Below are 11,767 nucleotides of genomic sequence, written 5' to 3'. Positions count from 1 at the left end.
CCGGGCCGCGGAAAATAGCGATTTCCGGGCAGAATGCAAAAGTTGCGGGGCAACGATTGCTGAATCGTAGGGTAGGCAAAGCGAAGCGTGCCCACCATTCATAAGACGTGGGCACGGCGCTTGCGCGCCTTTGCCCACCCTACGGCAGCTCGCGTGCCGCAAGAGCGCGCAGCTAAAACGGGCTCACCGAGAAATAGCGCAGCCACAGATCGGTGTAGCGGCCCTTTTCCCAGACGCGGAACAGCGCCCAGTTCAAGGCCTGGCGCAGCACGTCGTTGCCCTTGCGCACGGCGATGCCGATGCCTTCGCCGAAGAAGCGGCTCTCGACGAAGGGGCCGCCGGAGAAGGCGCAGCAATCGCCGGAATCGGTGCCGTTGATCCAGAACGCCAGCGAGATGGCGTCGCCGAAGATGAAATCGACCTCGCCCTTGCGCAAGGCGGCGCGCATCGCCTCGTCACTGGGATAGGCATGCAGCTCCGCATCGGTGAACATGGCCTTGAGATAGGCCTCGTGCGCGGAGCCGGCGATGACGCCGACCTTCTTGCCCTCGAGATATTCGGGCCGGATTTCCGGCATCACCGCGTCCTTGCGCGAGGCGAAGCGCGCCGGCACGCGATAATAGGGATCGGTGAAGTCGACGCGGGCGCGCAGCTGCGGGCTCACCGCCATCGAGGCGATGATGGCATCGCCGCGGTTGGAGGAGAGCGCATCGACCAGCGTCTCGAAGCGGCGCATCTGCACCGTGCAGGTGACCTTGATCTCCTCGCACAGGCTGCGGGCGAGATCGACGTTGAAGCCGGCCGGGTTGCCGTCGGCGCCGGTGTAGTTGAAGGGCGGATAGTCGGTCTCGGTCAGGAAGCGGATCACGGTCAGGCGCGACAGGTCCGGCCGTTCCGGCCGCCGCCGCGGGTCCCAGAAGCCGGGCACGGCCTGCGGGGCGGCCTGAGGCGCGACCTGCGGCGTGGCCTGGGGTGCCGCCGGGGGGCGCTTGGCGGGAGCCTGGGCCTCGGCGGCGGGGAGGCTCGCGAGCAGGCACGCGGTCACGGCCAGCCCGGTCAGCAAGCCACGGGCAGATTTGGTCGATTTCGCCTGTTGCGATGGAGCCATCGGCCGGAAATGAACGAATTTCGTTGGGATCGGAGGGCGTTATAGACCATCCCGCCGGGAACGCGAGCGCGGAATGTGGCTGGGTGAAGGTCCCTCGGCCGTCATGGCCGGGTCAAGACCGGCCATGACGATCTGGAAGCAATTGGACCCGAACGCAGCCTTCAAAGATACTTCCTCAAATCGGCCGCCGCCTCTTCCGGCGTCCGCTTCAGATTGAACGGCGAAACGAAGCGGCCGTCGCGGTCCATCAGGTAGATCAGCGCGGTGTGGTCCATGGTGTAGTCGCCGTCCTTGGTCGGGATCTTCTTGGCGTAGACCCGGTAGGAGGTGATGACCTTGGCGATCTCGGCGGGGTCGCCGGACAGGCCCTCGAGGTGCGGATCGAAGCTCGACAGGTATTCCTTCATGGTCGCCGGCGTATCGCGCTCGGGATCGACCGAGATGAAGACGGCATTGACCTTGTCGGCATCCTTGCCCATGACGCGCAGCACTTCCGAGATCTCGAACAGCGAGGTCGGGCAGACGTCGGGGCAATGGGTGTAGCCGAAGAAGATCAGGGTCGGCTTGCCCTTGAGGCTCTTGTCGGTGACGGCCTTGCCGTTCTGGTCGGTAAGCTGGAACGGGCCGCCGATCGCAGCCGGCTGCGCCACCTTGCTGACCCCGCCCATGGCCCAGAACATGATCAGCAGCCCGACAACGAGGCTTGCCGCGAAGGCGGTCGCGATCACCAGCGGACGGGTGGCGGAGCTCATGAGCGGGAAACTTCCTGTCGCGGATCAGAAGCAGGCGGCGAAGCCGGTCCTGATCATTTCGAAGAACATTTGCGTGCCGTAGTGGAACCACAGCGCCATCGTGCCGAGCACCAGCAATCCGCCGATCGCCGCACCCGCCCACAGCAGCACGGACGGCGTCCGGCCGGCAGTGGACGAATTGTCCTGTAACGGATGCGTCGGGTGCAGTGGTTGAGCCATGACAACGATCGAGACAACGATCGAGGGCGAAGGCCCCCGGTTCCCAAGCCTTCAGATAGGCTTTGGCCCGCCTGCGGGCAAGACGCCGCCGGCGGGCTAGAACGATCCAGTCAGGTCGAGAACGTCAGTGCAGCAGCTGGCCCCGGGCGGATTCGATCTGGTCCGCTTGCGGGAGAGGCCGGCGCGACGGCTTGATGGTCGAGGCCTGCGCGTCCATGTAGCAGGGCTTGTACATGGCCTGGAGCTGCTTGCCCCTCAGGAACAGCATATTCGGGGTGAGGCCGCCGCGCTGGCTGATCCAGCGCCTCACGTGCGAGGGATACATCGCATAGAGCATCTGGGTCGCCTCGGGATTGGTGACGGCGCGGCCATTGCGGCCGAAATCCCAGGCGGCGTGGAAGCCGAGCGTCGCGCTCGAGGTCACGCAGATGCGGTCATGCGGGATGGCGCCCAGGACGATGGTACAGGCGGATGCGCAAAGGCCGTCGATGATGACGGTCTCGCCTGATTGACGCAGGTCCTGATACTTGTCGACGTAGGTTCCAATCCGGCCACCGCGGTCATCCGCGATCCGAACCACCGCGTGAGAAGCCCCCATGCCAGCGATCAACAGAACCGCCGCAAGCAACCCCGTCAGAAACTTCATTGGCCCCCGCCCCAGTCGAATTCGAATCTGCGTGTCAGGTGGTGATGCACGGCTAGCGTCCGTCGTAACCGAGGTTTTGTCTAGGCAGGCCGGCTGACTCAAAACAAATTCAAATCCAGTGTTGCGTCCGCGCTGCACCCGGTGGGTCTCCATCCCAAAGTGGAACAAGTTAATGAGGTCTTACGCGCCGCACCCTTGATCTCAGTTGCAACCGCCGGCTTCAATCCGGGCAACTACAGGGGGGAAACTCATGGAGGGGGAAGTGCATGGCTGAGGAAACAGACGTCATCGTCGTCGGGGCGGGACTGTCGGGGCTCGTGGCCGCCACCGAGATTGCCGACGCGGGCAAGCGCGTCATCGTGGTCGACCAGGAAGGCGAGCAGTCGATCGGCGGCCAGGCATTCTGGTCGTTCGGCGGCCTGTTCCTGGTCGATTCGCCGGAGCAGCGCCGGCTCGGCATCAAGGACTCCTTCGACCTCGCCATGCAGGACTGGATCGGCGCCGCCGGCTTCGACCGCGACGAGGATTTCTGGCCGCGGCAATGGGCCGAGGCCTATGTCGCCTTCGCGGCCGGCGAGAAGCGCGCCTGGCTGCGGGCGATGGGCCATCGCTTCTTCCCCGTGGTCGGCTGGGCCGAGCGCGGCGGCTACGACGCGATGGGGCACGGCAATTCGGTACCGCGCTTTCACGTCACCTGGGGCACCGGGCCCGGCATCGTCGAGCCGTTCGAGCGCCGCGCGCGCGAGGCGATGCGGAGCGGCCGGCTGAGCTTCAGGTTCCGCCACCGCGTCGACGCGCTCTCGATCACCAACGGCACGGTGGACGGCGTCAGCGGCGCCATCATTGCCCCCGACGCCATCGAGCGCGGCAAGAGCTCCTCGCGCAACGTGGTCGGCGAGTTCGCGCTGAAGGCGCAGGCCGTGATCGTGGCCTCCGGCGGCATCGGCGGCAATCACGAGCTGGTCCGGCAGAACTGGCCGAAACGGCTCGGCGATCCCCCGAAATTCATGATCTCCGGCGTGCCCGAGCATGTCGACGGCCGCATGATCGGCATCACCGAGAAATCAGGCGCGCGGCTGATCAACCGCGACCGCATGTGGCATTATGTCGAGGGCATCCAGAACTGGTCGCCGATCTGGCCGCGCCACGGCATCCGCATCCTGCCCGGACCCTCCTCGATGTGGTTCGACGCAACCGGCACGCGGCTGCCGGCGCCGCTCTTCCCCGGCTCCGACACGCTCGGCCAGCTCAAATACATCATGTCGACGGGCTACGATTATTCCTGGTTCATCCTGACCCAGAGCATCATCAAGAAGGAGTTCGCGCTGTCGGGCTCGGAGCAGAACCCCGACCTCACGGGAAAGAGCTGGCGCATGACCTTGCGCCGCGCCACCAACAAGGGCGCGCCGGCGCCGGTGGAAGCATTCAAGAGCCATGGTGTCGACTTCATCGTACGCGACAAGCTCGAGGATCTCGTTGCGGAGATGAACAAGCTCGCCGGCAGCGACCTCCTCAAGCTCGCGCATATCAGGACGCAGATCGAGGCGCGCGACCGCGAGATCGCCAATCCTTACGTCAAGGATGCGCAGGTGATGAACATCCACAATGCGCGCCGCTATATCGGCGACAGGCTGATCCGCACCGCCTCCCCACACCGCATCCTGGATCCCGCGCAGGGGCCGCTGATCGCGGTCAAGCTCAACATCCTCACTCGCAAGACGCTGGGCGGCTTCGAGACCGACCTCGAGTCCCGCGTGTTCGGCGGCGAGGGCCGCGTCATTCCCGGCCTCTATGCGGTCGGCGAAGCCGCCGGCTTCGGCGGCGGCGGCGTGCACGGCTATCGCTCGCTCGAAGGCACCTTTCTCGGCGGCTGCCTGTTCTCGGGCCGCAATGCGGGCCGGTCGGCAGCAAAGGCGGTGGGCTGAACCGCACCCTGCGACGCGCCGCTCATCGCCCGACTCGGATGTAGATCTGCCCGGAAATGCATGCGCGTTCGGCTACGCATGCGTGCCGGGCAACGCATGCGTGCCGGGGGTGGCAGAGCGCGAGGTGCTGGGCTAGACAGAGCCGCCATTCCAGTGAGGAGATCCCCAATGAGCATCCAGCGTTTCGAAACCGGCCCGCGCATGAGCCAGGTCGTCGTCCACGGCAACACCGTCTATCTCGCCGGCGTCGTCGCCAACAAGGCCGCCGGCGAAAGCGTGACGAAGCAGACCCAGGACATCCTGGCGACCATCGACGGCCATCTCGCCAAGGCCGGCACCGACAAGTCGAAGCTGCTCTCGGCCACGATCTACATCACCGACATGAAGACCTTCGGCGAGATGAATGCGGTGTGGGACGCCTGGGTGTCGCCCGGCAACACCCCCGCGCGCGCCACCGTCGAAGCCAAGCTGGCGGCGCCGCAATACACCGTCGAGATCATGGTGACTGCCGCGAAGTAGTCTTCACAACAACTCGCATGCGAGATGGAGCGCGATGACAACATCATCGCGCTCTTTTTTGCGCAACGATGACCTGCGAGGTAATCGATCCTCGCGCGTGAACCTTCGATAGTGCGGTCAGCCGGACAACACGGCGCCATCGAAGGAGAGCATCATGACCGACCCCGTCACCATCGCCCGCCGCTACATCGAGCTCTGGAATGAGCGCACGGCCGGCCGGCGCCGCGAGCTGCTCAGCGAAAACTGGACGAGTGATGCGAGCTATGTCGATCCCTTGATGAAGGGCGACGGCCGCGACGGCATCGAGGCCCTGATCGCCGGCGTGCAGCAGCGCTTTCCCGATTTCAAATTCCACCTGATCGGCGAGCCCAACGGTTACGGCGATCGCATCCGCTTCTCGTGGGGGCTTGGTCCCGACGGCGGCGACAGCCCGATCAAGGGCACGGATTTCGCCGTGCTGAAGGACGGCCGCATCAGCAGCGTGACCGGATTTCTCGATCAGGTCCCGGCCGCGGCGTGAGACTGCTGGCCTTCCTCGTGAAGGCGGGGAGGGCGGTCGTATCCGGTTCTGAGCGGCATCGGAGCGCACGCCTCGTCCTTCGAGACGACCGCTTTGCGGTCTCCTCAGGATGAGGCTCAGCGGCATCGCGGGTTGTTGAAAACTGCTACCGCGCACTCCGTCCTCATCCTGAGGGCCCGCCAGAGGCGGGCGTCTCGAAGGATGGCTGCAGAGGCAGTCTTCGAATGCGATAACCCTCCTCGTGCAGGCGGGGAGGGCGCACCCCCTCGACGAAGCCATCCCCACGGCTTACCTGTCATGCCGTGCCGCCTCGTATCCTCCAAACATCGGCCGAGCCCGCCGCGCTGCTGCCGAGCCGCTTCCAGCAATGGTTCGCAAGCCGCGGCTGGTCGCCGCGCGCGCATCAATTGGCGCTGCTGGAGAAGGCGCGCGAGGACCGTTCGGCGCTGCTGATCGCGCCGACCGGCGCCGGCAAGACGCTGGCGGGATTCTTGCCGACGCTGGTGGAGCTGTCGACGGAGGCGGCCAAACGGACCGCGGGTGCGAAGCAAAGCCTCGTCTCCACCGGCCGCGGCGTGCAACGAACCGGCGGCCTGCACACGCTTTACATCTCGCCCCTGAAAGCGCTCGCCGTCGACATCGCGCGCAATCTGGAGCGGCCGATCGCGGAGATGGCGCTGCCGATCAAGGTCGAGACCCGCACCGGCGACACGCCGGTGTCGCGGCGGCAGCGGCAGCGGCGCTATCCGCCGGACGTGCTGCTGACGACGCCGGAGCAGCTTGCATTGCTGCTGTCCTCCGACGACGCGCCGTTCCTGTTCTCCTCCTTGAAGCGCATCGTGCTCGACGAGCTGCATGCGCTGGTGACCTCCAAGCGCGGCGATCTGCTCTCGCTCGGCCTCGCGCGGCTGTGGCGGCTGGCGCCGCAGCTGCGCGCGATCGGCCTGTCGGCAACCGTGGCCGAGCCGGAGCAGCTCGCGCGCTTCCTGGTGCCGCAGCCCGACGGCAAGGAGCGAGCAGCCGACATCGTCGTCGCCGGCGGTGCCGCGCCGCCCGTGGTCGAGATGCTCGATACGCGCGAGCGGCTGCCCTGGGCAGGCCACAGCGCGCGCCACGCGCTCCCCGAAATCTACGAGCTGATCAAAGCGAACAAGACCACGCTGGTCTTCGTCAACACGCGCAGCCAGGCCGAGATGCTGTTCCAGAATCTCTGGAGCATGAACGACGACGGCCTCGCGATCGCGCTGCATCACGGCTCGCTCGACGTCGCCCAGCGCCGCAAGGTCGAGGACGCGATGTCGGCAGGAAGACTGCGCGGCGTGGTCTGCACCTCCTCGCTCGACCTCGGTGTCGACTGGGGCGATGTCGATCTCGTCGTCAATATCGGCGCACCCAAGGGCTCCTCGCGCCTGATGCAGCGCATCGGCCGCGCCAATCATCGCCTCGACGAGGCCTCGCGCGCGGTGCTGGTGCCGGCCAACCGTTTCGAGGTGCTGGAGTGCCGCGTCGCGATCGACGCCATTGCCGAGAACGCGCAGGACACGCCGCCCCTGCGCACCGGGGCGCTGGACGTGCTGGCCCAGCACGTGCTCGGCTGTGCCTGCGGCGAGCCGTTCCTCTCCGACGAGCTTTATGCCGAGGTTCGCACCGCAGCGCCTTACGCCGAGCTGTCGCGGCAGGATTTCGACGATGTCGTCGATTTCGTCGCCTCCGGCGGTTACGCGCTGAAGACCTATGAACGCTTCGCCCGCATCAAGCAGGACAAGGAGGGGCGCTGGCGCGTCGCCAACCCCAAGGTGCGGCAAAGCTACCGCATGAATGTCGGCACCATCGTCGAGGACGACATGCTGAAGGTGCGTCTGGTGCGCTCGCGCGGCGGCGGTAGCGGATCGACCGGCGTGATCGCGCGCGGCGGCCGGCTGCTCGGCGAGATCGAGGAGGCCTTCATCGAGGGCCTCAGCCCCGGCGACACCTTCGTGTTCTCGGGCGAGGTGGTGCGCTACGAGACCCTGGTCGAGGACCAGGTCTATGTCTCGCGCGCGCATGACAAGGACCCGAAGGTGCCGTCCTATATGGGCGGCAAGTTTCCGCTCTCGACCTATCTCGCCGAACGCGTGCGCCGGCTGCTCGATGACGGCCGCGCCTGGGCCGGCCTGCCGGAGCAGGTGCGCGACTGGCTGTCGCAGCAGAAGGACGTCAGCAAGGTGCCGGCGGTGCGCGAGCTGCTGGTCGAGAGCTTCCCGCGCGCCAACAAGCATTATCTGGTCTGCTACCCGTTCGAAGGCCGGCTCGCGCACCAGACCCTCGGCATGCTGCTGACGCGCCGGCTGGAGCGTGCCCGTGCCCGGCCGCTCGGCTTCGTCGCCAATGAATATGCCATCGCGGTCTGGGCGCTCGGCGACATGTCCTTCATGATCCGCGACGGCCGGATCGACCTCGACGCGCTGTTCGACCCCGATATGCTCGGCGACGATCTCGAAGCCTGGCTCGCCGAGTCGGCCTTGATGAAGCGCACCTTCCGCAATTGCGCGATCATCTCCGGCCTGATCGCGCGCCGGCACACCGGCGAGGAGAAGAGCCGCCGCCAGGTGCTGTTCTCGACCGATCTCGTCTATGACGTGCTGCGCAAGCACCAGGCCGATCACGTCCTGTTGCGCGCCGCGCGCGCCGACGCTGCCACCGGCCTGCTCGATCTGCGCCGCCTCAGCGACATGCTGATGCGCATCCAGGGGCGCATCACGCTCCGGGAACTCGACCATGTCTCGCCGCTCGCCGTCCCGGTGATGCTGGAAATCGGCCGCGAGTCAGTTTATGGCGAAGCTGCAGACGAGCTCTTGGCCGAAGCGGCCGATGAGCTCGTCAAAGAGGCGATCTCGTAGACTGCTGCAGCAATGTTTTTTGGGGGCTCAATTCTCTCCACGTCATGCCCGGGCTTGACCCGGGCACCCACGTCTTTGTCTCCGCGGCAAGAACGTGGATGGCCGGGACAAGCCCGGCCATGACGGAGAATGTGGCGGTATCGATAACTTCGACCCGGCACGTTGACGTCGCAGGCATCGCGCTGCACGCCGATCTCTCCGGCGCGCTGTTCTGGGAAGAGCAGCGCCTGCTCGTCGTCTCCGACCTGCATCTGGAAAAGGGCTCGAGCTTCGCCACGCGCGGCGTGCTGCTGCCGCCCTACGATACGCTGGCGACGCTGAGCCGTCTTGCCGCCGTCATCGCCCGCCACGATCCCCGAATGGTGATCGCCCTCGGCGACAGCTTTCACGACCGCACGGCGCATGAACGGTTGTCGCCGGACGATCGCGAGGCCGTCGGCGCGCTGCAGAGCGGCCGCGACTGGATCTGGATCTCCGGCAACCACGATCCGATGCTGCCGCCTGATCTCGGCGGCACCGTCGCCGAGCAGGTCGCGATCGGCCCGATCACCTTCCGTCACGAGCCGACCGGCGCGCCCGGCGAGATCGCCGGCCATCTCCATCCCAAGGCGCGCGTCTCGGCGCGCGGCCGCTCCATGGAGCGCCGCTGCTTCGCCTCCGACGGGATGCGCGCGGTGATGCCGGCGTTCGGCGCCTATGCCGGCGGCCTCAGCATCCGCGACGCCGCATTCGCGAAGATCTTCCCGGCCGATGGCTTCGTCGCCCATCTGCTCGGCGACCGCCGCGTCCACGCCATTGCCGCCTCGCGCTGTTCCTGAGATTTCCGGGCAGTCTCGAACAAATTAAGAACACTTTAGCAAGTCTTTGATATATCATTGTGATTCGGCGCATCGCCGGCACAATATCTAGCGTCTGTCAGACTTTGCGAGGACTAGATGTCCACCATCGCCTTCGATCAATTCGCCCTCACCCGGATCGCCGATTTCGCGCGCTCGCTGTCGCGGCTGCATCAGGCGGCGCGGCGCCAGCGCATCGACGACGACCAGTTCGACCGCGAGTTCAACGCGGTGTGCCAGTCGATCTGGGGCTACACCATCGACGACATCAGCGACGATCTGTTCGTGGCCGAGGATCATCTGTTTCTCGACACGCTGGACGAAGCGCAGGCGCGCATCTTCGCGGCCGAGCAGGGCTACGACCTCGTCGGCGATCACGGCATGCTGACGGACTGGTGGGGCTTCTGCTGGATGATCCTGGCCGAGAAGCGCGGCCTGTTGACGCCGGACAACCGCGCCGCCGCGCGCGCGGCGATCGAGGAGAAATATCTGGCGGCGCCGAACGTGATCGGGGTGATCATCGGGAGGTGATCGTTTCGTGCCCCGGACAAAGCGCATCGCGTCAGCGGTGCGCTGCAGAGCCGGGGTCCAGGCTTGCGGCATTCTGGGTCCCGGCTCAACGTCGCATCGCTTCGCGCTACGCCGCCGTCCGGGACACGAGATCAATCCAACCCCGCCCGCTTCGCCGATTTCTGCGCCGTCGTCTTCGGCACGGTCACATCGGGCAGCGCCTCACGCACGATCTCTGCGGCAGGGGCATCTGCCGACACCGTCTCTGCCCGCACCGGGGCCACCTTCATCTCGCCGAGGCGGGCGCGGACCTGGGCGGTGAGGCCGGGATAGGAGGCAACCGGGGTGAAGTCCGCAGCCTGGTCATTGCCGACGCGGATGCCGGTATAGGCGACGAGGCCGTCGGTGGTGGCAATCACGTCGCCGGCCTTCAGCGACGAATCCAGCGCAAGATCGACCGGAGCGAGGCCGACCGGATCACGGCCGTTGCAGGTACAGTCGGCGCGCAGCGCCTTGCGATAGGCGAACGCGTTCTCGCTGTCGGCGTAGCGCTCGCCGGTCTGCGAATAGGCACCGTCGATGCTGGATCCAAAATAGACCTTTGTCGCGGTGGCAGGGCAGAAGGCCTGACACATCTGCACTGGTGAGACCATGCCTCGCATCAGCGGGAAATACTTGCCATCGCAGCTGCGCACGCAGAAAGCCGGGCCCGAGCCACCGGCTGCGGCCGAGCGTGTCGGCGGCACATATTGCGGATTCTGCTGGCCTGTGGAGGGATCGGAGTAGGAGTTCGGCTGCTGTGGCTGCGGCCGCTGCATTCCGCCGAACAGGAAGTCGAACAGGCCTTCGGCCGAAACCGGGGCCGGGGCCGCAAGCATGGGAACCGCAACCATCACGGCTGCGAGCATCGCGCGACGCCGCGTATGGGACAACTCTGTACGCACAGCTCACTCCACCCGACGCTACGGAACCGGTCAGGACCGTTCGAGGTCTTCAGCACACGATTCACCGTAATGCGCGATGGTAAATGAGCGGTTGCGTGGAGGCGGTTTCAAGACGAGGCGGTGATCTCTTTATGGCCGCGCGCAGCTTCACCGACGGCGTTGCTCCCGGGGCACGCTCGGGCATGCCGACGGAGAATCAATCGTCCTCTCTTACGCCTTCAAGAACTCCGAGGCCTTGTACAGCGAACGGAACGGCAGGCCGGCCGCGCCGAAGGTGTCGGTGGCGCCTTCCTCGCGGTCGACCATGGTCAGGACCAGCACCACATTGGCGCCGGTCTCGCGGACGGATTCCACCGCCTTCATCGCCGAGCCGCCGGTCGTGGTGACGTCCTCGACGATCACGACGCGCTTGCCTGCAAGCGTCTCGCCCTTCGGCAGGCCCTCGATCGCGAGCTTGGCGCCGTGCTCCTTCGGCTTCTTGCGCACGAAGAACGCCGCGATCGGATGGCCCTTGATCCAGGAGATCTGCGCCAGCGCACCGGCAAGCGGCACCGCGCCCATCTCGAGGCCGCCGATGAAATCGAGATTGTCGTCCTTCAGGGCCTCGTAGGTCAGCTCGGCGAGCAGGGTCGCGCCCTCGGGGTCGAGCATGGTCGGCTTCAGGTTGAAGTAGAAATCGCTCTTGCGGCCCGACGCGAGCGTCACCTCACCGCGGCCGAATGAGCGCCGGCGGATGATTTCGAACAGGCGGGCGCGGGAGGCAGATTTCGACACGGCGGTCCCTCGAAAAGCTTTTTGGAGGAGGCGGAATTTATCCGCGACGGGAGCGACATTCCAGAGGGTGTGTCCCTCGTCAACAGGGATCGGCCATCCCCGGCTGCCGGTTGTGGGGCCGCGACCTTCTGGAGT

At 66.2% G+C, this 11,767-nt stretch carries 12 protein-coding genes; 6 read left to right on the top strand and 6 right to left on the bottom strand.

Annotated elements, in window-relative coordinates:
* Positions 1–172: 172 nt before the first annotated feature.
* The 4 genes from E4K64_RS18120 to E4K64_RS18105 all read right to left on the bottom strand — a co-directional run bounded on the left by E4K64_RS18120 (position 173) and on the right by E4K64_RS18105 (position 2,725).
* A complete protein-coding gene (locus E4K64_RS18120; RefSeq protein WP_135164723.1) occupies positions 173–1,108 on the bottom strand; it encodes an ABC transporter substrate-binding protein in 936 nt (311 codons plus the stop codon).
* Between the two features lie 161 nt (positions 1,109–1,269).
* Entirely contained in the window at positions 1,270–1,860 is a 591-nt protein-coding gene (locus E4K64_RS18115; protein WP_135164722.1) for an SCO family protein, read from the bottom strand.
* A gap of 24 nt (positions 1,861–1,884) precedes the next feature.
* Positions 1,885–2,079: a hypothetical protein gene (locus tag E4K64_RS18110; protein ID WP_135164721.1), complete on the bottom strand. Its 195-nt coding sequence runs from the start codon at positions 2,077–2,079 to the stop codon at positions 1,885–1,887.
* 124 nt (positions 2,080–2,203) lie between these two features.
* Entirely contained in the window at positions 2,204–2,725 is a 522-nt protein-coding gene (locus E4K64_RS18105; protein ID WP_164718901.1) for a hypothetical protein, read from the bottom strand.
* 266 nt (positions 2,726–2,991) lie between these two features.
* On the opposite strand from E4K64_RS18105, the gene E4K64_RS18100 reads away from it, so the two are divergent.
* The 6 genes from E4K64_RS18100 to E4K64_RS18075 all read left to right on the top strand — a co-directional run bounded on the left by E4K64_RS18100 (position 2,992) and on the right by E4K64_RS18075 (position 9,935).
* On the top strand, positions 2,992–4,650 hold the full coding sequence (locus E4K64_RS18100) for an FAD-binding dehydrogenase (RefSeq protein ID WP_135164720.1): 1,659 nt from the start codon (positions 2,992–2,994) through the stop codon (positions 4,648–4,650).
* A 168-nt stretch (positions 4,651–4,818) separates the two neighbouring features.
* On the top strand, positions 4,819–5,169 hold the full coding sequence (locus tag E4K64_RS18095; RefSeq protein ID WP_027575148.1) for a RidA family protein: 351 nt from the start codon (positions 4,819–4,821) through the stop codon (positions 5,167–5,169).
* A gap of 154 nt (positions 5,170–5,323) precedes the next feature.
* Positions 5,324–5,689 carry a nuclear transport factor 2 family protein gene (locus E4K64_RS18090; protein ID WP_135164719.1) on the top strand — a complete coding sequence of 122 codons (366 nt, stop codon included), beginning with the start codon at positions 5,324–5,326 and terminating at the stop codon, positions 5,687–5,689.
* Positions 5,690–5,991: 302 nt separating this feature from the next.
* Positions 5,992–8,568 carry a ligase-associated DNA damage response DEXH box helicase gene (locus tag E4K64_RS18085; RefSeq protein ID WP_135164718.1) on the top strand — a complete coding sequence of 859 codons (2,577 nt, stop codon included), beginning with the start codon at positions 5,992–5,994 and terminating at the stop codon, positions 8,566–8,568.
* A gap of 119 nt (positions 8,569–8,687) precedes the next feature.
* A complete protein-coding gene (gene pdeM / locus E4K64_RS18080; RefSeq protein WP_135164717.1) occupies positions 8,688–9,386 on the top strand; it encodes a ligase-associated DNA damage response endonuclease PdeM in 699 nt (232 codons plus the stop codon).
* A 117-nt stretch (positions 9,387–9,503) separates the two neighbouring features.
* Positions 9,504–9,935: a hypothetical protein gene (locus tag E4K64_RS18075; RefSeq protein WP_135164716.1), complete on the top strand. Its 432-nt coding sequence runs from the start codon at positions 9,504–9,506 to the stop codon at positions 9,933–9,935.
* 131 nt (positions 9,936–10,066) lie between these two features.
* Here E4K64_RS18075 and E4K64_RS18070 read toward each other — a convergent pair whose 3' ends face one another.
* Together E4K64_RS18070 and pyrE are read right to left on the bottom strand one after the other, a co-directional pair.
* Positions 10,067–10,822, bottom strand: coding sequence for a DUF2865 domain-containing protein (locus E4K64_RS18070; protein ID WP_167772101.1), 756 nt, complete (start codon positions 10,820–10,822; stop codon positions 10,067–10,069).
* Between the two features lie 246 nt (positions 10,823–11,068).
* The gene (gene pyrE, locus E4K64_RS18065) at positions 11,069–11,632 is read right to left on the bottom strand and encodes an orotate phosphoribosyltransferase (RefSeq protein WP_135164715.1); all 564 of its coding nucleotides are present in this window, start codon (positions 11,630–11,632) and stop codon (positions 11,069–11,071) included.
* Positions 11,633–11,767: the final 135 nt, after the last annotated feature.

Origin of the sequence: Bradyrhizobium frederickii (assembly GCF_004570865.1) — a bacterium.
Lineage (GTDB): Bacteria > Pseudomonadota > Alphaproteobacteria > Rhizobiales > Xanthobacteraceae > Bradyrhizobium > Bradyrhizobium frederickii.
This window is presented reverse-complemented; position numbering and strand designations above follow the sequence as displayed.